Below are 23,079 nucleotides of genomic sequence, written 5' to 3'. Positions count from 1 at the left end.
AAATGATCACTTTCGAAAGCCATCAGCACAGAAGAATCCCCTTGATGTTCGACTTTTGCTAAGCTATGTTCACTTTCGAAAACCTATTATCGCGCACCTTGCCGGTGCAGACTCATTCGCCCCACCCGGTAGCGCCGGGCACGAGCAGGAGCAGCCCATGTCCCGCGACAACGATGCACTTCTTGACCTCTTCATCATCGGCGGCGGCATCAATGGCGCCGGTATCGCCAACGATGCCAGCGGCCGCGGCCTGAGCGTGGCCCTGTGCGAGCAGAATGACCTCGCCAGTGCGACCTCCTCCGCCAGCAGCAAGCTGATCCACGGCGGCCTGCGCTATCTGGAACACTACGAATTCCGTCTGGTGCGCGAAGCACTGCAGGAGCGCGAGGTACTGCTCAAGAAGGCACCGCATATCATCTGGCCGCTGCGCTTCATCCTGCCGCACCAGCCGCATCTGCGTCCGGCGTGGATGATTCGCGCGGGTCTGTTCCTGTATGACCACATCGGCAAGCGCGAGACCCTGCCAGCCTCCAAGGGCCTCAAGTTCGGCGAGCAGAGCCCGCTGGTCAGCGAGATCAACCAAGGCTTCGAATACTCGGATTGCTGGGTCGATGATGCCCGTCTGGTCATCACCAATGCACTGCAGGCGCGCGAGCAAGGCGCCGAGATCATGACGGGCACCCGCTGTGTCGGCGCCCGTGATGTCGAGGGCCACTGGGAGCTGACACTTGAAGATGTCAGCAGCGGCGAGACTTTCATCCGCCGCGCACGCACCCTGGTGAATGCGGCAGGCCCTTGGGTGGAGTCCTTAATCAAGGGCGCCACCGAACGCACGCCGCGCTACGGCATCCGCATGATCCAGGGCAGCCACCTGATCGTGCCGCGCATCAACACCGACGATCGTGCCTTCATCCTGCAGAACAAGGACAAGCGCATCGTCTTCGTGCTGCCCTATCAGGAAGACTTCAGCCTGATCGGCACCACCGACGTGCGCTACAAAGGCGACCCCTCCGAGGTGGCCTGCTCCAGCGATGAGACCGACTACATGCTCGAGGTGGTCAACCATCACTTCAAGCGCAAGCTGAGCCGCGAGGACGTGGTCTCGACCTTCTCCGGCGTGCGCCCGCTGTGCGACGACGAGTCGGCAGACCCGTCCGCGATGACGCGTGATTACACCCTGCATCTGGATGACAGCGGCGCACCGATGCTGTCCATCTTCGGCGGCAAGATCACCACCTATCGCAAGCTGGCCGAATCGGCACTCGAAGACCTCAAGCCGCTGCTGCCGAGCATGGGCGAGCCGTGGACCCACGAGAAGGCCCTGCCAGGAGGGGACATCGAGAGCCGCGCAGCCTTCACCCGCCAGCTGCAGCGCGACTACCCGTTCCTCGGCGAAGCACGCGCCCGACGCTTCGCCTCAAGCTACGGCAGCCTGTGCCTGCACTTCCTCGACGGCAAGAAGAGCGAGGCGGAGCTGGGCGAGGACTTCGGCGCAGGCCTGAGCGCCGCCGAGATCGACTACCTGGTCGAGCACGAATGGGCGCGTGAGGTGCAGGACGTCGTCTGGCGCCGCACCAAGCTGACGCTGCGCCTGAGCGATGAGCAGAAGACGCGCATCGGCGACTACCTCAAGGAACGCCTGCTGGCACGCGCCGCCTGATGAAAACCGGCTGAGCCAACAGCAAAAAAAGCCCGCCCCTCCGGCAAGGAGGGGCGGGCTTTTCGTTCAGGGACAGGCGAGACTTTAGGTCATGTATTGACGACTTACTGGATACCGCCCGCCGTCAGCTTGGCCGGGTCGAGCAGACGCTCCAGCTCCTCGCGTGACAGCTCAGTCTCTTCCTCGGCCACATCCAGAATCGGACGCCCGGCCTGATAGGCCACCTTGGCCACTCGCGCCGCCTCGTTGTAACCGATCACCGGATTGAGCGCCGTGACCAGAATCGGGTTCTTGGCCAGCGGTGCCTCGATGTTGTCCTGACGCACGTTGAAGGTGGCAATGGCCTTGTCCGCCAGCAGGCGGCTGACATTGGCACTCAGCGTGATCGAGGACAGCAGGTTGTTGGCGATCAGCGGCAGCATGACATTGAGCTGGAAGTTGCCGCTCTGCCCGGCGATGCCGATGGTGGCGTCATTGCCCATCACCTGCGCCGCCACCTGAGCGGCCGCCTCGGGAATCACCGGATTGACCTTGCCCGGCATGATGGAGCTGCCCGGCTGCAGAGCCTCAAGCTCGATCTCGCCCAGCCCTGCCAGCGGGCCGGAATTCATCCAGCGCAGGTCGTTGCTGATCTTCATCATCGCCACGGCGTAGGTACGCAGATGGCCGGAGAGCTCGACTGCCGTATCCTGGGAGGACAGCGCCGCGAAGAAGCTCTCGGCGGGACGGAAGGCATGGCCGGTCTGGTGCGAGAGGCGGTCGGCGATGCGCTCGGCGAATTCCGGATGCGCGTTGATGCCACTGCCGACGGCGGTGCCGCCCTGGGCGAGGCGCTCGAGGCGCGGCAGCACCTGCTCGATGCGCTCGATGGCCTGCCCGACCTGCGCCTGCCAGGCACCCAGCTCCTGACTCATGCGAATCGGCATCGCATCCATCAGGTGAGTGCGACCGGTCTTGACGACGTCGTCCACCTCAGAGGCCTTGTGTGAGATCACCTCATGCAGATGGCGCAGCGCCGGCAACAGGGTGTCCGAGACAGCGATGACGGCGGACAGATGAATGGCCGTCGGGATGACATCATTGCTCGACTGGCCCATGTTGACGTGGTCGTTGGCGCCGACGCTCACGTCCTTGTCGCCCAGATGCTGATTGGCAAGCTGCGTCAGCACCTCGTTGACGTTCATGTTGGTCGAGGTGCCGGAACCGGTCTGGAAGACATCGACCGGGAATTGATCGGCATGCTCGCCGTCGATGATCTGACGCGCCGCCTTGATGATCGCCTCGGCACGCACGTCATCCAGCAGCTCCAGGTCACGGTTGACCTCGGCTGCAGCCAGCTTGATACGCGCCACGGCACGAATGAAGGCAGCAGGCAACGGCTGGCCGCTGACGGGGAAGTTGTCGACCGCTCGCTGAGTCTGGGCGCCATAGAGTGCGCTGGCCGGCACTTCGAGTTCACCCATGCTGTCGCGTTCACGGCGGGTCTGGCTGCTCATGCTTGTCTCCCTGTGCTGTTGCATATGACGTCGCACCTGGCTGGCGTCACTGGTGGGCGGCTGGCAATAACGTGATCGATGACCTGATCGCCAGCTTCAATCCCCTGATGATCACTTGGGGACGCACAGGATACCAATCAAGCCACTTAATGAGAGTGATTATCAATAACAATCGCCATTTTTCGATCTTTCCCTTTGATGGCGCGCTCTCTGTACGCATCTCTCGTTGCCTGCCCCTCTTACCTCCCCTCTCTTGCTCGATCTCTCTTAAGCGGGCTCTCATGACCGCCCTCCGGTCTCTGCCCTGAGCGCCATCAGTAGCATTCGCAGAGCAAGGGCGCAGCACCACAGTGCGCCGCAAGGGCCTGAAAGCCTCTGGGACGACCTTGAGGGGTCGGTTACACTGTGCAGCGCTTCCACCATGGTCATGGCCCCCTTGGCCACGCCTCTTGAATCCTGTCGACGGAATGACCGCGAACCTGATGTCCACCTCTTCGCTGCTGAAACCCGCCGTGTGTGCGGTGCGCACCATCCCTCACTTCCTCGTGCCTGCCGGAGGGGAGATCGCATCATGAAATGGTTCTCGCACAATCCTTACTTCACCTACCTGCACCGCCAGCGCCTGCACATCCTGCGTGTGACCGTCGCCCTGACGCTGTGCTTTTCCATCATCGAGCTGTTCAGCCTGCCGCACAGTTCCTGGGCATTGGTCAGCACCGTGATGGTCATGGGCAACCTGCCCCACGTCGGCGGTGTCATCGACAAGGGCTGGCAACGTCTGGTCGGCACGCTGCTTGGCGGCCTGTGGGGCCTGATCCTGATTCTGGTCGCCGAGCCTCTGCCCGGCGTGGTGCCCTTCTGGAGCATCGTCGGCATCGCCCTGGCGCTGAATGCCACCTTCAGCAATCGCTATGGCTACAGCTCGCTGCTGTTCTGCGTCACGCTGCTGATGGTGATCGGTGATGGCAATCATGATCTCGGCATCGGGCTGTGGCGCGTCTTCAATGTGGTGCTGGGCACCCTGATCAGCATCGTCGTCAGCATGGTGCTGCTGCCCCAGAAGGCGACGGATGTCTTCCGCTTCCTGCTGGCCGACAACCTCGACAAGCTGGCACGCCTCTACCACGGCCATACCAAGGCCGAGCGGGAGGGCGTCAATGAGGGTCTCGCGCTGGTGCGTGCCACCTCGGCACAGCTGGTCAAGCAACGCGGGCTGGTCGATGCCGTCGCTCAGGAAGGCCGTATCAATCGTGCCGACATCGAGGAAATCCTGTCCTTCGAGCGCCGCATGATCTCGACCATCGAGCTGCTGCAGGAAACCCACTGGAACACCCGCGAGGGGCATGAATTCATCGAGGGGCTGGATGGCCTGCGCGATGCCCAGCATCGTCTGGCCCGCGCGCTGGGGACCCTGGCCTTTCAGGTGCGCACCGGCCAGAGCATCGAACTGACGGTGACGCCCTTCGACCTGCAACGCTATGCCGATGTCCGCAATGTCGAGAGCCGCAACGGCCGCGCGCTGTTCAGCCCGGCAGGCTACCTGTGGCTCAACCGCGAGCTGGCACGCCTGACCGAAGCGCTGGGCGAGCGCCTGGCCTTGCTGGAGCGTCTGCCGAGCCAGCGCCTGCAACGCCGTCTGCCGGGCCATGGCCTGATCAGTGATGCACGCCGCCTCTTCCTGCCCGAAGACCCGACACCGGGCGATACGGCAGCCCCCACCAGGCGCGAGAACAGCGCTGGCGAGCATCACTCTTCGGTCAGCGAAGCGCCGGCGAGTGATGACAGCATCAGTGACAACAGCAGCGATGAGCCAGACCGCCACGACAGGCACCAGCCGGACTCGGCCGGCAATGAGACTGCCAGGAAAGACACATGAACTCAGTATCCGGAGTGACTCCCGCAAGCCAGCATGACGTGCTGATCGTCGGTGGCGGCGCGGCAGGTTTGACCCTGGCACTCAGCCTCGCCAATCGCCTGCCAGCCGGCCCGCGCACCCGCCACGTCACGCTGTTGCGTCCGGCGCGTGAGGCACAGGGCGCCAGCCGCTGGGCGCAGGGCGGTATCGCGGCGGTGCTGGCGCCCGAGGACGATGTGGAATCCCATGTCGCCGACACCCTGATTGCCGGCGATGGCCTGTGCAACGAGCGCGCGGTGCGCTTCACCGTCGGCCACTCGCGGGAGGCCATCGAATGGCTGATCGCGCTTGGCGTGCCCTTCACTCCGGCCGACGCCGACGCCAGCTACCCCTTCCACCTCACCCGTGAAGGCGGGCATGGTCGCCGCCGCATCATCCACGCCGCCGACGCCACCGGGCGGGCGCTGCTCGATACGCTCAGCGCCCACGTAGAAGCCCACCCGAACATCGAGATTCTCGAAGACCTGCTGGCCGTCGACATTGCGGTCAACGCTGGCCGCGCCAGTGGTCTGTGGGTGATGGATGGTACGGGCCAGCGCCAATGGCTGGCAGCCAATGACCTGGTGCTGGCCACCGGCGGTGCCAGCGGCTTGTTTGCCCACGCCACCAGCCCGAGCGCCAGCGTCGGTGATGGCATGGCGATGGCGACCCGCGCCGGCGCCAGCCTGATGAACCTGGAGTTCCAGCAGTTTCATCCCACCTGCCTGTATGACCCCGATGGCACGCCCTTTCTGATCTCCGAGGCGGTACGGGGCGAAGGGGGACTGCTGCTGCGCCCGGATGGGCATCGCTTCATGGCCGATCATGATCCGCGCCTGGAGCTTGCGCCGCGTGATGTCGTGGCACGTGCCATCCTCGCCGAGATGCGCACGCACGGCCTCGAGCATGTCTGTCTGGATATCAGCGCGCTAGGGGCCGAGGCCATCGAGCATCACTTCCCGACCATCGCCGAGCACTGCCTGGCACGCGGGATCGATATTCGTCATGCACCGATTCCCGTCGTCCCTGCCGCCCACTACAGCTGCGGCGGCATCGCCACCGGGCTGGATGGCGCCAGCGACCTGCCCGGGCTATGGGCCATCGGCGAAGTCGCCTGCACGGGCCTGCACGGCGCCAATCGCATGGCCAGCAACTCGTTGCTCGAGTGCCTGGTGCAGGCGCGCGCCTGTGGTGAAGCGCTGGGACAGCCGCGCCGCACCGACGAGCCACGCCTGATGAGCACGCTCGACTCGCTGATGCCGCAACACGCCGCCCTGCTCACACAGCTTGCCGACAATGGTCAGGTCTGGCGCTGCGTGTTGCGTCTGAGCGCCGACGAGGCGCGCACGCGCCTGCAAAGCTTGCGCCAGCTGATGAGTCTGCAAGCGGGGATCGAGCGCAGCCAGCACGGCCTGAGGGAGGCGTTGCAGCAGATAGCGCAGTGGGTCTCGCTGGAGGCGGGGCAAACGGCGGAGGCCGAGCAGCACAGGCAAGCTTCAGCGCCGCGTGCAGGGCTCGATCATCTTGCGCTCTATCAGGCTCTGACGCTGGCACCACTGCTGCTGCTCAGCGCCCATCAACGTCATGAGTCACGCGGCCTGCACTTCATCCGCGACTTCCCGATGCCGGCGCCGCGTGCCCGCGATAGCGTCATTCGTCTCTCGGCCTTCGCTGCCGCGACCTGAGCGGTTCAGCGTGGGTAGTCTCCCTGGGCAGCGACGCGCCGCAGGGTCTCCAATGGCGGCGGCTGACGCGGCAAGCCATGCGGCAAGGGCGGCCACAGCAACCACAGGCGCAGCTGGTGAAGGTCTTCGCTGGAGGCGCTATCCGGCCACAGCCATAGCCGCTGGGTTTTCAGGTGCTGCTGGCCCGCGCCCTGCGCTCTCAAGCCCTGTAGCCCCATCCCCTGTGGCCCCATGCCCTGTGGCCCCATGCCCTGTGGCCCGAAACCCTGCGGCGAGATCTCAAGCCCGATCAGGCGTGGTGAGCACCACAGACAGCGTACGTTGACGGGCTGCCAGCTGCGTGAGGCATCATCGGCCCACCACCAGCAGAGCTGCATCTCCGGGTGACGATGGCGCGCATCTGACGCAGGCGGGGTGTCGCTGGCTTCGATCTCGACTTCAGTCTGGCTCACCGGCACTGGCGCCTGGCCACCACGGGCAAGCGCCGCATCGGCGCAGAGGCTGCCCCCTAGGGCCAGCCAGACTCGCGCCTCGGGGTCCTTGAGGCGCCGCCGAGCCTGGCGCCACCACGACACCAGCTCTACGGCCTGCAGCAGCCAGCCCAGCCCCATCACGCTCAGCAGCGCCATGACGCCATCCGGCAGCTGAGCAAGCCCCTCAAACGCACAATGCCCCGCCTCGAAAGGCAGGGCATTGCGTAGATATTGCCACTGACAGGTCCACCAGGTACTGACAACGAACTGGCCAGTCGCCAGCTCGGCAAGCCAGACCCACAAGGCGAGACTCGCCGCCAACAGCCCGACGCGCAGGCTGGCGTGGGTCGCGAACGCCTGTCTAGAGACCCTTGAACTGATCGCGCTCGCCATTCTCGGCATTGGCGATCACCATGTTGATCAGGCGCTGGTACTCGGCATTGCCGCACGGGTCGCGCTTCATCAGCCACACGAAGAGGTCCTGGTCCTCTTCGGCCAGCAGCTGCACATAGAGCGCCTTGTCGTCTTCGCTCAAGGCGTCGAAACGCTGCTCCAGAAACGGCAGCAGCAGCAGATCGAGCTCCCACATGCCGCGACGCGAATGCCAATGAAGCCGCTTGCGAATCACATCTTCCATTGCCTGAACCTCAGTCGTCACATCAATGCGCGCAGTATACCCGAGGGGGGCGTCAGCGGCATCCGTTGACCCGTTGCTCGGGCAGGAATTGGCAATCCGTGCCGTGATCGGCAATGATGTCCCTAGTGCGTTGTTTTCTCAGGATTTGCCCATTATGCTGAGGAGATAACAATCACAAGGATGCGTGTGCCTGTCCGGTGACAAGAGGTCGCCCGGCTGCCGCATCACGAACGCCTTTCGCGAGAAAGGTGCAGGCATGGAGAGATCCGATGACCAAGTCCGAGCTGATCGAACAGATAGCCATGCGACAGCCTGAGTTGTCGCTAAAGGATGTAGAGGCCGCGGTTCGCATCATCCTCGATGATGTGACAGACGCCCTGGCCCACGGCGGTCGCGTCGAGATTCGCGGTTTCGGCAGCTTCTCGCTGCACTACCGTGAGCCACGACTGGGGCGCAACCCCAAGACCGGTGAGCCGGTGGACCTGGATGGCAAGTTCGTCCCCCACTTCAAGCCCGGCAAGGAGCTGCGCGAGCAGGTCGATGCCAGTCGCGCCCTGGGGTATTGACGATAGCGCGACTGATGACAGTGCTGAAGACGACGGCGCGGCTGACTGACAGCGTTGCCCGCAGAGGAAGACCCGGCGTGACGGGGCCGGCTGGCTCAGCGCCGGCCGACATCTGCTCAAGCCGTCATGCCAGAGACGACAGCCACCCACCTCACGGCGTCGCCGCCAAGACTCGCGCGATGGGCAGTGATACACTCGCTCCCAGATGATTCACGACTGCATTTCATGACAAGGAAACCGTTATGCGTTGGCTAAAAGGTCTCGTTCTGGCCGTGATCCTGCTGATCGTCCTGCTGGTCGGTATTCTCTTTGCCGTTCACAACCAGCAAGCCGTGCCCCTCGACCTCATCTGGGTAGAGCTGCCTGCTGCGTCCCTTTCCATGTGGCTGCTGTTCTCGCTGGCCGTCGGCGTCGTGCTTGGCATGGTCGCGATGACCGGCATGTACCTGCGCCTGCGCACGCTGTTGACCCGTGCCCAGCGTCGCAACCAGCAGCAACGCAAGGAACTGGACCAACTGCGCATCCAGGAGATCAAGGAAGTGGCATAAATGCCTGATCTGATATTGCTGGGATTGCTGATGGCGGCCATCGCCATCGGATTCTGGCTGGGGCGGCGTGATCGTCGCCCCGATGAACAAGCACCGGCTCCTGCCACCCTGTCCCGCGACTACTTCGTCGGCCTCAATCATTTGCTCAACGAGCAGCCTGATCGTGCCATCGAAACCTTCGTTCAGGCCCTGGAAGTCAACAGCGACACCGTCGATACCCACATCGCGCTGGGCAATCTCTATCGCAGTCGCGGCGAAGTCGATCGTGCCGTCAAGATTCACCAGAACCTGCTGGCCCGCCCTGCCCTGGATAGCGAACAGGGAGAGCGTGTCCAGCTGGAACTGGCCCGCGACTTCATGCGCAGCGGCGTCTATGACCGCGCCGAGAAGCTGCTGGAAACCCTCCTCAAGCAAGCGCAGCACGACAGCCATCGGCGTGCCGGCCGCCGCCTGTTGATCGACCTCCTCGAGCGGGAACGCGAATGGGAGGCCGCACTCGAAGTCGCCCACGCAATTCTGCGCCAGGAAGGCGGCATCCGCCGCGCGGCGGCTCACTGGCACTGCGAACTGGCCGCGCTGGATATCGCCGAAGGCAGTCAGGCGATGGCCCGCAAGCGCCTCAAGCAGGCGCTCTCCACCGACGAGAAATGCGTACGCGCCAACTGGATGCTGGCCGAGATCGAATTCGATCATGCCAACTACAAGCAGTGCATCCGCCTGCTGCAGCGCATTCCACGTCAGGACACCGGCTTCACCCCCATCATCCTCGAGCCACTGGGCAACGCCTTTCGCATGCTGGATGACGAGAGCAGCCTGGTACGCCTGCTGCATCAGGAAGTCGAGCGCGCGCCCTACACCACGACGGTAATCAGCCTTGCGCAACTGATCGAGCGCCGCGAGGGCGTCGAGGCCGCTGCCAGCTTCGCCAGCGAGCAACTGCATCGTCACCCCAGCCTGCGCGGCGTCGACTACCTACTCGATCTCTACCTGCTGGATGCCGATGAGCGCGAGACCGAGCGTTTCAATCTGCTCAAGCGTCATACCCAGCAACTGATCCAGGCGCGTCCTCGCCATCGCTGTCATCGCTGCGGCTTCGAAGCCTCGATGCTGCTCTGGCAATGTCCGAAGTGTCGTCACTGGGGCACTGTCAAGCCGATCACCGGTCTGGAAGGCGAGTAACGGCGCCAGCTGTTAGACAGATACCAGCAGACAGACCACAGACATCAGAACGAAAAGCCCCCTGCAGCACGCTGCAGGGGGCTTTTTCATGCCGCTTTGATGACTAGCGGGCTGGCGCTATCGAACTGACGCTACCGATCATATCAGCCCTGCTCGGCGGCACGCTCGCGCAGGCGCGGCGAGAGCAGCTCGCCCACGAGACAGGCTGCCAGGATGACGGCCACGAAATACGGCCAGTCGCCGAATGACAGCTCTGCGACGCCCAGGGCATCGACGAAGATCGCCAGGATGCAGACCGGACTGACATAGCGAATCATGAACAGCCACAGACGATAGCCGGCATCGCTCAGATTCAGCTCATCGCGCAGCATGCTGCTCTTGAAGACGAACCCGGCCAGCAGCGCCATGGCGATGCCACCGATCGGCATCATCCAGCGCGAGGTCAGATAATCGAGCCAGTCGAAGAAGTGCTTGCCGGCCAGTGTCCAGTCCGCGCCGAGATTGAACGACAGCATCGCGAACATCGCCACCAGCCACAGCACGCTGCCGGCCAGCCACGAGGCCTTGGTGCGGCTCATGTTGCGGTTCTCGCTCAGCCAGGCGACGGTCGCCTCGATCATCGAGATGGCGGAGGTCAGGGCGGCGATCGAGAGCATGGCGAAGAACAGCACCCCGAACAGCTGCCCGAAGGGCATCTGGTTGAAGGCCACCGGCAGACTCATGAAGATCAGCCCCGGCCCGGAGGACGGGTCCATGCCATTGGCGAAGATGATCGGGAAGATCGCCAGTCCCGCCATCAGCGCCACCAGGGTATCGGCGATCGCCACCGTGAAGGTGGTGCGGGCGATGGAAGTGCCCGACGGCAGGTAGGAGCCGTAAGTGAGGATGGCACCGGAGGCCAGCGACAGGGTAAAGAAGGCATGCCCCAGCGCGGCCAGCACCCCTTCACTGCTCAAGCGCGTGACATCGAAATCGAACAGGAAGTGGAAGCCTGCCGAGAAGTTGCCCGAGGTCAGGGCATAGCCGATCATGATCAGCAGCATGATCACCATGCCCGGCATCATCCAGCGCACGCTCTTCTCGACGCCTTCCTGCACCCCGCGCCCGACGATCAGCATCGTCACCACCGTCACCAGCGTGGCCCAGCCACCCAGCGCCCAGGGGTTGGCGTTGCCGGCCTCGAAGATGGCGCCCAGCTCCGCGACACTGTGCCCGGACAGCGCGCCACTGGCCATCTTCCACAGGTAACTGAACGACCACCCCGCCACCACGACATAGAACGACAGGATCATGAAGCCGGCCAGCATCGCGATCCAGCCGAAGACCTTCCACAACGGACTGGCCCCCGCTTCACGCGCCAGATTGGCAATCGCCTCGATGGGGCTGCCGCGCCCGCGCCGCCCGAAGGCGATCTCCGCCATCATCACGGGCACGCCCACGGCGAGAATGCAGGCCAGATACACCAGCACGAAGGCGCCCCCGCCATATTCACCGGTGATATAGGGAAACTTCCAGATATTGCCCAGCCCTACCGCGGAACCGGTAGCTGCAAGGATGAAGCCCCAGCGACTGATCCAGAGATTCTTGGGTTGCTGTCTTGCCGTCATGGAATACCTTACGAGTTATTGTTGTGAGCCAGTGGTGATCGACGCAACGCCTGGCCGTCTTGGGTGCTCACACAGACCATTTTACTGATATGAAGCAGGTTCGTCCGCGATTCCCATCGAAAATCACCACGATTCCTTCAGAATTCCTCTGCGAAAACGCCATCACCACACGACGGCAATCACTCTACATTGGATGTTTCAAATTGGTAACATTTGAAACGATTCCTGCCTCCCTGGCCTGACAAGCAACCTCCCCTGAGACGCACCGCGCCGCAAAAGGACCCGACATCACCGCATCACTGGAGTAGGCTCATGCAAGAGACGCCGACCAGAACGCTCTGGCTAGAGAGTGCTGGGCCTGGGAGTGCTGGGCCAGAGAGTGCTGGGCCAGAGAGCGCTAAGCCTGAGAATGCCTGGCCAAAGAGCATCTGGACAAAGAGCGTCTGGCCTCACCCAGCAGCGCAGACAAGGAGTCGTCATGCATCGTCAATTCGCGGTTATCGGACTGGGCTATTTCGGCAGCACCGTCGCGCGGGAACTCAGGCGCCATGACCATGAAGTGCTCGGCGTGGATGCCGATGAGAAGCGCCTCAATGCCGTGGCAGACCTGCTCAACCAGGCCGTGATCGCGGACCCCACCGATGAGCATGCCCTGCAGGAGCTGGGGCTTGAGCAGTACGACGCCGTCCTGATCGATCTGGCCGACTCGATGGAACAGAGCCTGATCTGCGCGCTGCTGGCCAAGGAGCTCGGCGCCAGGGAGCTGTGGGTCAAGGCCACCTCGGATGCACACCACAAGCTGCTCAGTCGTCTGGGTGTCGATCACATCGTGCATCCGGAGTACGACCTGGGCGTGCGTGTGGCGGAAAGCCTCGCCTACCATGCCATGGTCGACTTCATCCATCTCGGCGATCACCAGTTCGTGGTCGAACTGGAAGTCAGTGCACGACTGGGCGATGACTGCCAGCAGCTCGATCAGCTGCCCATCGATGACGACATCAGCGTGATCGCGCTGCGCAAGGGCAAGACACTCGATCGCCAACCCTCCGGCAGCACGCGACTGTCCGCCGGCGACCATCTGGTTCTGATCGGCGAGCTGAGCGCGCTGCGCAAGCTGGGAGCGCATCTATGAGGCAGCGCTACCGGCGCTATCTCCGCCCCCTGACCCGCAGCCCACGCGGGCCCATCATCCATCTGTCGCCGCCGGAGATTCTGCTGAGCGGCTTTCTGGGCCTCGGCATGCTGGGCGCCTGCCTGCTGAAACTGCCCGGCATGCACCAGCAAGGGCTGAGCTGGCTGTCGGCGCTGTTCACCGCAACCTCTGCCGTCACGGTCACCGGACTCTCCGTCACTCCGCTAAGCGACTTCACCCTCGCGGGCCAGACCGTCGTGCTGATACTGATCCAGCTCGGTGGACTCGGCTTCATGACCATCGCCGCCCTGTCGCTGGTGATACTGGGCCAGCGCCTGCCGATGCATCAGACCAGCCTGCTGCGCGAGGCGCTCAATCGCAGCAGCTCACGCGAGATAGGCCGCCTGCTCAAGATCATCACCGCCTTTGCGCTGACGCTCGAGCTGGCAGGCGCCTCCTTGCTGGCGCTGGACTGGGTGCCCGAGTACGGCTGGCAGGAGGGGCTCTGGCTGAGCCTCTTTCACTCGGTCTCGGCCTTCAACAATGCCGGCTTCACCCTGTGGCCGGACAGCCTGATGCGCGAGGCGGCAAATCCCCTGACCAGCAGCGTGATCGGCATTCTGTTCATGACCGGCGGCATCGGCTTTGCCGTCATCGGCGAGCTGCGCGAGCGGCGTCGCCAACATGGCTGGCGCGTATTGCTGCAGCCGTCACGCTTCTCGGTGCAGACACGCCTGGTGATCGAGGCCACCGTGGCACTCAACCTGCTGAGCCTGGTGGTGATACTGGCGCTTGAATGGCGCAACCCCGGCACGCTGGGCGCCATGGCCAGTCACGGCGAACGCCTGCTCGCCGCTGCCTTCATGGCCATCACACCGCGCACCGCCGGGTTCAGCGTCATCGATTCCGCCGAGATGACACAGGCTTCGACCCTGTGGACCATGGCGCTGATGTTCATCGGCGGCGGCAGCGGCTCGACGGCCAGCGGCATCAAGCTGACCACCTTCGTGGTGCTGCTGCTGACCACGCGCGCCTTCCTGCGCAGCGAGCCCTCCCCTACCCTGCACGGCCGCCGCATCGGCGATGACACCGTCTTCAAGTCGATCGCCGTGGCACTGGCGGCGATGTTGCTGATCTTCAGCATGCTGTTCGGCCTGACCATCACCGACCCGGACCACGCCTTCCTGTCGCTGGCCTTCGAGACCGTCTCGGCCTTCGGCACCGTCGGCCTGAGCCACGGCCTGACGCCCGAGCTCTCGCCCGGCGGGCAATTGCTGCTCATCGCGACCATGCTGCTGGGCCGCACCGGACCACTCGCCCTCGGCTACCTGCTGGCGACCCGCAGCCGCCCCGGCATCAGCTATGCGCGTACCGAGCTCTCGATCGGCTGATGACGCACAGCGATAACACAAGAAACGACGCCTCAGAACGACGAAAGCCCCGACGCAGGGCGTCGGGACTTTCGTGAGCATGGTCACCCGCTCAGGGAGCGGCGGGTGAGGTCAGGCAATGACCTCAGTGATCATCATCATGATCATCGTGGTCATCATGCTCTTCAAGACGCTGATGTGCGTGCGTCTCGCCGTCGTACTCATCCACTCGGGCCTTGAGCTTCTGACCTGGGCGGAATGTCACCACGCGACGCGCGGAGATCGGAATCTCCTCGCCTGTCTTGGGATTGCGCCCCGGACGTTCGCGCTTGTCACGTAGATCGAAGTTGCCGAAACCGGACAGCTTCACCTGTTCATTTTCCCGCAGGCAACCGCGAATCTCGTCGAAGAATACCTCTACCATCGACTTGGCTTCGCGCTTGGACATGCCGAGTTCTGCGTGCAGATGCTCGGCAAGTTCCGCCTTGGTCAACGCTCCCATGTCCGCTCCCTCGTTCAAGTGGCGACTCATGCTCTCAGCGCCGCCCCGAAACGTGTGTGGCCATCGGTGACGATCGCATCGACTAACTGATTGATTTCCTCATCATTCAGCGTGCGCGAAGGATGCTGCCAGGTCAAGCCCAGGGCGAGCGACTTGTGACCATCGGCTACCCCCTGCCCCTGATAGACGTCAAACAGGCGCAGGTCCGTCAGCCATTCACCGGCTTGCGAGCGGATGGCGTCGAGCAGCGACTGCACGTGAACGCCCTCTTCGACCACGAAGGCCAGGTCGCGGCGCACTTCCGGATACCTGGAGAGCGGCGCGAAGCGCGGCAGACGGCCTGCGCAGGCAGAGGCCAGCGTGATCTCGAACACGAACACCTCGACCTTCAGGCCAAGCTCGGCGCGCGCCGCCGGGTGCAGGGCACCCATCCAGCCCGCCGGCTCGCCATTGAAGAACAGCTGAGCGCACTGGCCCGGGTGCAGTGCCGGATGCTCGGCGGCTTCGAAGCGCCAGGCATCCAGATTGCCGCCCAATGCCAGCAGTGCCTCGACATCGCCCTTGAGGTCGAAGAAGTCGACCTTGTCACGACCGCCATTCCAGCCTTCCGGCAGACGAGCGCCGGTGATCAGGCCGCCGATCATCGGCGTCTGCTCGAGGGAGTCCAGCTCACCACGGAACACAAGCCCGGTCTCGAACAGGCGCACACGCGACTGCTGACGATTGAGGTTGTGGCTCAGCGCCTTGACCAGCCCCGGCAGCAGCGAGCTGCGCATCACGGCCATGTCGCTGGAAATCGGGTTGGCCAGTGCCGGCGCCACCCCTTGCGGGTCCAGCGTCTTCTGCAGCTCAGGGGCGACGAAGCTGTAGCTGATCGCTTCCTGATAGCCCCGCGCCACCAGCTGACGACGCAGGCTGGTCAGCGGCTGGGTGGTCTCATTGGCCACGGCCGGTGCCAGACGCGCGTTCGGACGGCTGACCGGCAGATTGTTGTAGCCGTGGATGCGCGCCAGCTCTTCGATCAGGTCAGCCTCGATGCTGACATCGAAACGCCAGCTCGGCACCGTCACCTGCCATTGGCTATCGCCATTCGCGGCGACCTGCATGCCCAGACGCTCGAGAATCTCGACGATTTCGTCATCCGGCAGCGCCATGCCCAGCGTGCGCTCGACACTGGCGCCGCTCAGGCTGACGACGGCGGCCTTGGGCAGCGCTGCGTCGCTGGCGACCTCGATGATCGGGCCCGGCTTGCCGCCGGTGATCTCGAGCAGCAGGGCTGTCGCGCGCTCGATGGCATCACGCTGCAGCTGGGCGTCCACACCACGCTCGAAACGATGCGAGCTGTCGGTGTGCAGGCCGTAGCTGCGCGCCTTGCCAGCGACGCTCAACGGCGCGAAGAAGGCCGACTCGAAGAAGATGTCGCGCGTCTCGGCATTCACGCCACTGCCTTCGCCACCCATCACACCAGCGATGGCCAGCGGGCCCTTCTCGTCGGCGATGACCAGGGTGTCGTCACGCAGCGCGACTTCCTGACCGTCGAGCAGCGTCAGCGGCTCTTCAGCGGCTGCCATGCGCACCTCGATGCCGCCGTTCAAGCGTGCCAGATCGAAGGCGTGCATCGGCTGGCCGAGTTCGAGCAGCACGTAGTTGGTGACGTCGACGACGGGGTCGATGCTGCGGATGCCACTGCGACGCAGACGCTCCTCGAGCCACAGCGGCGAGGTCGCGGCGACATTGACGTCACGCACGACACGTCCCAGATAGCGCGGGCACGCCTCTGGCGCGCTGACGGTGACCGGGAAGGTATCGTCGATCTGGGCGGCGACCGGCTCAATGCTCGGCGCCGTGACGGCGAGACGGTTGAGCACGCCGACTTCGCGCGCCAGACCCTTGACGCTCAGGCAGTCGCCGCGGTTCGGGGTCAGATCGACCTCGATGGCGTTGTCGTCAAGATTCAGGAAGTCACGGGCATCACGGCCCACCGGCGCGTCCGCGGCTAGCACCATGATGCCGTCGGAGGCTTCGGCTTCCAGACCCAGCTCGGAGGCACCACAGATCATGCCGCGGGATTCGACACCGCGCAGCTTGGCCTTGCGAATCTTGAAGTCGCCCGGCAGCTTGGCGCCGACCTGAGCGAAGAGCACCTTCTGGCCAGCGGCGACATTCGGCGCGCCACAGACGACCTGCACCAGTGCACCACTGCCATCATCCACCTGGCAGACATTGAGGCGATCGGCCTCCGGGTGCGGTTGCTTGTCCTTGACCTCGGCCACGACCACACCGGTGAACTCACCGGCGACCGCTTCGATACCATCGACTTCCAGACCGGCCATGGTGACCTGATCGGCCAGCTGCTGGGTGTTCAGTTCCGGCGACACCCACTCACGCAGCCACTGTTCGGAAAATTTCATCTTGCTGTCCTGTTCCGTAAGTTCACGCCCTCAAGGCGCGATACGTGAATGAGTGCCTAGCTGAACTGGCGAAGGAAACGCAGGTCGTTCTCGAAGAACAACCGCAGGTCGTTGACGCCGTAACGCAGCATCGCCAGACGCTCCGCGCCCATGCCGAAGGCGAAGCCGCGGAAGCGCTCGCTATCGATACCGGAGTGACGGAAGACTTCCGGATGCACCATGCCGCACCCCATCACCTCGAGCCAGCCGGTGTGGGAGCAGACACGACAGCCGTCACCGGCACACATCACGCACTGGATATCGACTTCAGCGGACGGTTCGGTGAACGGGAAGTAGGACGGACGGAAGCGGACTTCCAGGTCATCACGCTCGAAGAAGGCATGCAGGAATTCTTCGACGGTGCCCTTGAGGTCGGCGAAGCTGACATTCTCGTCGACCAGCAGACCCTCGACCTGGTGGAACATCGGGGTATGGGTCAGATCGGAGTCACAGCGATAGACGCGGCCCGGGCAGACGATGCGCAGCGGCGGCTCACTGGCCTTCATGCTGCGTACCTGCACCGGTGAGGTGTGGGTCCGCAGCAGACGCGTGGCGTCGAAATAGAAGGTGTCATGCATCGCGCGCGCCGGGTGATGCGACGGGATGTTCAGAGCTTCGAAGTTGTGATGGTCATCTTCGATTTCCGGCCCTTCAGCGACACCGTAACCGATGTGCGAGAAGAAGCTTTCGATACGCTCAAGCGTGCGGGTGACCGGGTGCAGGCCGCCTACCGGCTCACCACGGCCCGGCAGGGTCACATCGACGCGCTCGGCGGCAAGACGCGCATTGAGCGCCGCCGTTTCCAGCGTATTGCGACGTGCATCCAACTCACCACTCAGCAGCTGCTTGGCTTCGTTGATGGTCTCACCGGCCTTGGGACGCTCTTCGGGGGACAGCTTGCCGAGGCCCTTGAGCAGTGCGGTGATCTCGCCCTTCTTGCCGAGAAAACGTACCCGTACCTCGTCGAGGGTCTGGACGTCTTCGGCCGCCTGGATCGCGGTGCGTGCTTCGTCCACCAGGGTGGAAAGATGTTCCATCCGTTCAGCTCCGATCGCTTGAGTCACTGGCGCGGCAATGTCCGCCACCAATGGAAGTCGCGCCGACCCGAAGGTCGGCAGGGAGAGCGCTCCGCCTGCGGTGAGTCACGCAGACGATCGCGCCCTTGCCAGAGACCGGCCCACAACGCGGCCAGTCCCGTTCATGTCGCTGCTGACCCACCGCCGATTCTCTGATGGTAGGCCAAACAAAAACAGGGGAAGAGCGGCTGCTCTTCCCCTGTGACGTAACACGTCATCTCGATACCGCCTGAGTTGTCCAATGCAAGCATTCGACAGTCACGGCCCGGTTCGCCACCTGAGCGGCTCGCCGGGTCTGGGCGACATCTGATCCGGTCACTTACTGAGCAGCCTTGGCCTTCTCGACGATGGCAGCAAAGGCAGCTTTTTCGTGAACCGCGATATCGGCGAGGACCTTGCGGTCGATCTCGATATTGGCCTTCTTCAGGCCAGCGATGAAGCGGCTGTAGGACATGCCATTGATGCGGGCCGCAGCGTTGATACGCGCGATCCACAGGGCACGGAACTGACGCTTGCGGACACGACGGTCACGGTAAGCGTACTGGCCGGCCTTGATGACAGCCTGCTTGGCTACGCGGAAGACGCGTGAACGCGCTCCGTAGTAACCCTTGGCCTGCTTCATGATCTTCTTGTGACGGCGACGTGCGACGACGCCACGCTTGACGCGGGACATAGCGTACTCCTGATATTAAGAAAGTTGGACCGAGGTAAGGACGGCTTACAGGTTCGGCAGCATGCGCTGGATCAGCGCCTTGTCTGCAGCGTGAACCTGCTTCATGCCACGCAGCTGACGCTTACGCTTGGTCGACTTCTTGGTCAGGATGTGGCTACGGAAGGACTGCTTGTGCTTGAAGCCATTGGCAGTCTTCTTGAAGCGCTTGGCAGCGCCGCGGTTAGTCTTGATCTTCGGCATGAGTATTAACTCCGCTCGGTTTCTTGAGAAAATCCAGGGCCGACAAAAAGAGCCACGCCCGCAGGCGTGACCCTGATGTGTCCGTTTTACTGCCTATGGATCACTTCTTTTTCGGCGCGAGAATCATGATCATCTGACGGCCTTCCATTTTCGGGAAGGACTCGACGGTCACGAGCTCCGAGAGGTCGCCGGCGATCCGTTCCATCAGCTTGCGGCCGATGTCCTGGTGCGCCATTTCGCGACCACGGAAGCGCAAGGTTACCTTACCCTTGTCTCCGCCTTCGATGAAGCGAGTCAGGTTGCGTAGCTTGACCTGATAATCGCCTTCATCGGTACCAGGACGGAATTTGACTTCCTTGACCTGGATCTGTTTCTGCTTCTTCTTCTGCAGATTCTTCTGTTTCTTCTCGTCGAAAAGAAACTTGCCGTAATCCATGATCTTGCAGACGATGGGGTCGGCATTGGAAATCTGGACGAGGTCGAGCCCTGCCTCTTCGGCCTTGACAAGCGCATCTTTGGTTGACACTACGCCAACCTGCTCGCCATCTGCGTCGATGAGGCGGACTTCGTCCGCACGAATACGGTCATTGATGGGAGCCCGCTTTTCCTGGGGGCGTCCGCGCTGATTATTCCGCTTGATCGTTGCGTCTCCGTTTGGCTGAAATTCGTTACTGTCAGACCTGTTCTTCCTTCAGGCGTTCCATGAATTCTGAAACTTTCATGGTGCCGAGGTCTTCACCGGAACGGGTTCTGACAGCTACTGCATCAGCTTCCACTTCCTTGTCGCCAACGACGATGAGGTAAGGAACCTTCTGCAGAGTATGCTCACGGATTTTAAAGCCGATCTTCTCGTTCCTCAAGTCTGCTTTGACACGGATGTCATGTTTCTCGAGGCGGGAGACCAGATCCTTGGCATATTCTGCCTGGGAATCCGTGATATTCATTACGACAACCTGCTCCGGGGCGAGCCAGAATGGCATCGCGCCTGCGTGGTGCTCGATCAGGATGCCGAGGAAGCGCTCGAAGGAGCCGAGAATCGCGCGGTGCAACATGACCGGCATGCGACGCTCTCCACTTTCATCGACAAACTGGGCACTGAGACGCTCAGGCAGATTGAAGTCGAGCTGTAGAGTACCACACTGCCAGACACGATTCAGACAATCTCGCAGAGAGAATTCAATCTTTGGTCCATAGAAGGCACCCTCACCCGGCTGCAGCTCCCACGGCAGGCCAGTCGCATCCAGTGCTGCCTGCAGGCCGGCTTCGGCCTTGTCCCACGCTTCCGGCTCACCGATGAAGGATTCCGGACGGGTGGAGAGCTTCAGTTCGACGTCTTCGAAGCCGAACTGACGGTAGACTTCCAACGTCAGACGGATGAAGTCCTCGGCCTCGGACTCGACCTGATTCTCGGTACAGAAGATGTGGGCGTCATCCTGGGTGAAGCCACGCACACGCATCAGACCATGCAGAGAGCCGGACGGCTCGTTGCGATGGCAGGAGCCGAACTCGGCCAGACGCAGCGGCAGGTCACGGTAGCTCTTCAGGCCCTGATTGAAGACCTGGACGTGACACGGGCAGTTCATCGGCTTGACCGCGTACTCACGCTTCTCGGACTCGGTGGTGAACATCAGCTCGTTGTAATGCCCCCAGTGCCCGGACTTCTTCCACAGAGAAAGATCGACCACCTGCGGCGTCTTGATCTCCTGGTAGCCATTGGCACGCTGGATACGACGCATGTACTGCTCGAGCACCTGATACATGGTCCAGCCATTCGGGTGCCAGAACACCATGCCCGGCGCTTCTTCCTGCATATGGAAGAGGTCCAGCTTCTTGGCCAGCTTGCGGTGATCGCGCTTCTCGGCTTCCTCGAGACGCTTGAGGTAGGCCTTGAGCTGCTTCTTGTCTGGCCAGGCGGTGCCATAGATGCGGGTCAGCATCGGCTTGGTGGAATCACCACGCCAGTAGGCACCGGCCAGCTTGAGCAGCTGGAAGTGCTTCAGGTGACGGGTATTCGGCACGTGCGGGCCGCGGCACATGTCGGTGTATTCTTCGTGGTGGTAAAGGCGGATGGTATCGCCTTCGCCGATGCCCTCGATGATCTCCTGCTTGTACGGCTCATCGCGCTTCTCGAAGGCGGCCATGGCCTGGTCACGCGAGACATACTCACGCACCACATCGTACTCGCTGTCGATCAGCTGCTTCATGCGCTTCTCGATGGTCTCGAGATCTTCCGGGGTGACCGAGCGGCCAAAGTCGATGTCGTAATAGAAACCGTCATCGATGACCGGGCCGATGGCCATCTTGGCCTCCGGGTAAAGCTGCTTGACGGCATGACCGATCAGGTGCGCGCAGGAGTGACGAATCACGTCCAGGCCTTCCGCATCACGCGCCGTGAGAATGGCGACGTTGGCGTCTTCGGTGATCATGTCAGCGGCATCGACCTCGACGCCATTGATCTTGCCGGCCACACAGGCCTTGGCAAGACCGGGACCGATGGACTCGGCCAGCTGCATCACGGAAATCGGGGTATCGAAGGTACGCTGGCTGCCGTCAGGCAGGGTAACGATAGGCATGAAGAATTCCTTGCGTTCAGTGGTGGCCCTTACCAAGGGTCACGTGAAGCGAATTTGGCCGAACGCGGGGCGTCGGCTCGAAATGGGGGCAATGACGATCACGCCCCTCACGCTACTGACCCCGGCCTACAATGCCTGGGGCGCCGCCCACTGCCCCATGATGATCAAGCGACCAGTCAGGGTGTGGACACATAACGCGGGAACATGAACGAGGCAAGACCTTAGCAGCCCGTTCAAAAGTCGTAAAGATACGCTTGAGCCACTGGAGGCCATGCACGACACGAACGCAGACGGGGCGCCCTGAGGCGCCCCGTCTGATTCAGCTTACCGCGTTCGGCTTACTTGACTTCAGCAAGCTCGACACGACGGTTTTCGGCACGGCCTGCAGCGGTATCGTTGCTGGCGACCGGCTGCTCTTCACCGTAACCCACAGTCTGGATACGGTTGGCGCCAACACCTTCGGAAGCCAGGTAGGCCTTCACGGAGTCAGCACGCTTCTGGGACAGCTGCTTGTTGTAGGAGTCAGAACCCACGGAGTCAGTGTGACCTTCGACACGAACGCGGACGTTCTCGTTGGAGACCAGCTTGGCCGCCACACCGTTCAGCACTTTCTCGGCGTTGGCAGTCAGCTTGGCGGAGTCGAACTCGAAGTTCACGTCACGCAGGACGAGGTCAGCGACACAGCCCAGGGCATTGACCTTGGCGCCGGCCGGGGTGTTCGGGCACTGGTCCTGGTAGTCCGGCACGCCGTCACCGTCGGAATCGAGCGGGCAGCCTTTCGCGTCAACAGTGACGCCGGCCGGAGTACCCGGGCACTGGTCCTTGTAGTCAGCAACGCCGTCACCGTCGGTATCCAGCGGGCAGCCTTTCGCATCAACAGCGACGCCTGCCGGAGTCCCCGGGCATTCGTCACGGTCGTTCGGCACGCCGTCGCCATCGTCGTCCATGGACTTCGGAGCATCGTCAGCACACAGCAGTGCGCCAGCGGTCGCGCCGCCGACAGCACCCAGAGAAGCGCCGGTGTCTTCGTCGCTGTCGCCAGAGACGCCGTAACCAATCCCGCCACCGATCAGGCCACCGGCCAGACCGCAGACGAACGGCTGGCTGTACCAGGGCTTCTCAGCAGATGAAGACTGGGAAGCAGAGCTTGCGCAGCCAGACAGGCCAACAACCAATGCAGAACCCAGAACCAGGCCAGTCGTAGATCTTTTCATGTAAGACTCCTTCTTAACACAGCGCAATATGTAACGAGGGTGTTACGTATCGACTCAGTATAAGAGCCGAACTCGTTACGATGAAAGGAATTTTATTCAAATCT

The 23,079-nt window shown here is 62.8% G+C and carries 20 protein-coding genes; 8 read left to right on the top strand and 12 right to left on the bottom strand.

Features of this window, described 5'->3' with window-relative positions; genetic code table 11:
• The first annotated feature begins 157 nt into the window (after positions 1-157).
• On the top strand, positions 158-1,660 hold the full coding sequence (gene glpD / locus QD280_RS05070; protein ID WP_279838508.1) for a glycerol-3-phosphate dehydrogenase: 1,503 nt from the start codon (positions 158-160) through the stop codon (positions 1,658-1,660).
• 104 nt (positions 1,661-1,764) lie between these two features.
• Here the strand turns inward: glpD and QD280_RS05065 are convergent, their stop codons facing one another.
• On the bottom strand, positions 1,765-3,156 hold the full coding sequence (locus QD280_RS05065) for a class II fumarate hydratase (protein ID WP_279838507.1): 1,392 nt from the start codon (positions 3,154-3,156) through the stop codon (positions 1,765-1,767).
• Between the two features lie 571 nt (positions 3,157-3,727).
• Between QD280_RS05065 and QD280_RS05060 the strand changes: the two genes are divergently transcribed.
• Positions 3,728-5,032, top strand: coding sequence for an FUSC family protein (locus tag QD280_RS05060; protein WP_279832608.1), 1,305 nt, complete (start codon positions 3,728-3,730; stop codon positions 5,030-5,032).
• Positions 5,029-6,735 (top strand): L-aspartate oxidase, encoded by a 1,707-nt coding sequence (gene nadB, locus QD280_RS05055; protein WP_279838506.1) that lies wholly within the window; start codon positions 5,029-5,031, stop codon positions 6,733-6,735. The genes QD280_RS05060 and nadB overlap by 4 nt, the downstream gene beginning before the upstream one ends.
• A 5-nt stretch (positions 6,736-6,740) precedes the next feature.
• Here nadB and QD280_RS05050 read toward each other — a convergent pair whose 3' ends face one another.
• Both QD280_RS05050 and QD280_RS05045 read right to left on the bottom strand, forming a co-directional pair.
• The gene (locus QD280_RS05050; RefSeq protein WP_279838505.1) at positions 6,741-7,610 is read right to left on the bottom strand and encodes a hypothetical protein; all 870 of its coding nucleotides are present in this window, start codon (positions 7,608-7,610) and stop codon (positions 6,741-6,743) included.
• Positions 7,570-7,845, bottom strand: a complete 276-nt coding sequence (locus tag QD280_RS05045) for a succinate dehydrogenase assembly factor 2 (protein WP_043335628.1) — start codon at positions 7,843-7,845, stop codon at positions 7,570-7,572. The genes QD280_RS05050 and QD280_RS05045 overlap by 41 nt, the downstream gene beginning before the upstream one ends.
• 269 nt (positions 7,846-8,114) lie before the next feature.
• Here QD280_RS05045 and QD280_RS05040 point away from each other — a divergent pair, with 269 nt between their 5' ends.
• From QD280_RS05040 to lapB, 3 genes are all read left to right on the top strand, one after another.
• Positions 8,115-8,411: an integration host factor subunit beta gene (locus QD280_RS05040; RefSeq protein WP_043335630.1), complete on the top strand. Its 297-nt coding sequence runs from the start codon at positions 8,115-8,117 to the stop codon at positions 8,409-8,411.
• A 242-nt stretch (positions 8,412-8,653) separates the two neighbouring features.
• Complete coding sequence (locus tag QD280_RS05035; protein ID WP_054555462.1) at positions 8,654-8,959, top strand: LapA family protein; 306 nt, start codon at positions 8,654-8,656, stop codon at positions 8,957-8,959.
• Positions 8,960-10,138: a lipopolysaccharide assembly protein LapB gene (lapB, locus tag QD280_RS05030; RefSeq protein ID WP_279838504.1), complete on the top strand. Its 1,179-nt coding sequence runs from the start codon at positions 8,960-8,962 to the stop codon at positions 10,136-10,138.
• A gap of 143 nt (positions 10,139-10,281) precedes the next feature.
• Here lapB and QD280_RS05025 read toward each other — a convergent pair whose 3' ends face one another.
• Entirely contained in the window at positions 10,282-11,745 is a 1,464-nt protein-coding gene (locus QD280_RS05025) for a sodium-dependent transporter (protein WP_279832597.1), read from the bottom strand.
• 478 nt (positions 11,746-12,223) lie between these two features.
• Here QD280_RS05025 and QD280_RS05020 point away from each other — a divergent pair, with 478 nt between their 5' ends.
• Entirely contained in the window at positions 12,224-12,877 is a 654-nt protein-coding gene (locus tag QD280_RS05020; RefSeq protein ID WP_107336302.1) for a TrkA family potassium uptake protein, read from the top strand.
• Positions 12,874-14,268: a potassium transporter TrkG gene (locus QD280_RS05015; RefSeq protein WP_279838503.1), complete on the top strand. Its 1,395-nt coding sequence runs from the start codon at positions 12,874-12,876 to the stop codon at positions 14,266-14,268. Before QD280_RS05020 ends, QD280_RS05015 begins: the two co-directional genes overlap by 4 nt.
• A gap of 124 nt (positions 14,269-14,392) precedes the next feature.
• Here QD280_RS05015 and ihfA read toward each other — a convergent pair whose 3' ends face one another.
• The 8 genes from ihfA to QD280_RS04975 form a co-directional block, all read right to left on the bottom strand.
• Entirely contained in the window at positions 14,393-14,749 is a 357-nt protein-coding gene (ihfA, locus tag QD280_RS05010) for an integration host factor subunit alpha (protein WP_107336300.1), read from the bottom strand.
• Between the two features lie 26 nt (positions 14,750-14,775).
• A complete protein-coding gene (pheT, locus tag QD280_RS05005; RefSeq protein WP_279832591.1) occupies positions 14,776-17,160 on the bottom strand; it encodes a phenylalanine--tRNA ligase subunit beta in 2,385 nt (794 codons plus the stop codon).
• 56 nt (positions 17,161-17,216) lie between these two features.
• Complete coding sequence (gene pheS / locus QD280_RS05000) at positions 17,217-18,236, bottom strand: phenylalanine--tRNA ligase subunit alpha (RefSeq protein ID WP_166018712.1); 1,020 nt, start codon at positions 18,234-18,236, stop codon at positions 17,217-17,219.
• Positions 18,237-18,594: 358 nt separating this feature from the next.
• A complete protein-coding gene (gene rplT / locus QD280_RS04995) occupies positions 18,595-18,948 on the bottom strand; it encodes a 50S ribosomal protein L20 (RefSeq protein WP_043335644.1) in 354 nt (117 codons plus the stop codon).
• A 45-nt stretch (positions 18,949-18,993) separates the two neighbouring features.
• On the bottom strand, positions 18,994-19,188 hold the full coding sequence (rpmI, locus tag QD280_RS04990; protein ID WP_043335648.1) for a 50S ribosomal protein L35: 195 nt from the start codon (positions 19,186-19,188) through the stop codon (positions 18,994-18,996).
• 100 nt (positions 19,189-19,288) lie between these two features.
• Positions 19,289-19,828, bottom strand: coding sequence for a translation initiation factor IF-3 (gene infC, locus QD280_RS04985; protein WP_082388253.1), 540 nt, complete (start codon positions 19,826-19,828; stop codon positions 19,289-19,291).
• Between the two features lie 34 nt (positions 19,829-19,862).
• The gene (gene thrS / locus QD280_RS04980; RefSeq protein ID WP_043335653.1) at positions 19,863-21,761 is read right to left on the bottom strand and encodes a threonine--tRNA ligase; all 1,899 of its coding nucleotides are present in this window, start codon (positions 21,759-21,761) and stop codon (positions 19,863-19,865) included.
• A gap of 338 nt (positions 21,762-22,099) precedes the next feature.
• On the bottom strand, positions 22,100-22,975 hold the full coding sequence (locus QD280_RS04975; protein WP_043335655.1) for an OmpA family protein: 876 nt from the start codon (positions 22,973-22,975) through the stop codon (positions 22,100-22,102).
• Positions 22,976-23,079 lie beyond the last annotated feature (104 nt).

It is taken from the genome of Cobetia sp. 1AS1, assembly GCF_029846435.1.
In the GTDB taxonomy this organism is placed as follows: domain Bacteria; phylum Pseudomonadota; class Gammaproteobacteria; order Pseudomonadales; family Halomonadaceae; genus Cobetia; species Cobetia amphilecti.
The sequence above is the reverse complement of the archived record's forward strand: the minus strand, read 5'-3'. Positions and strand labels throughout refer to the sequence as shown.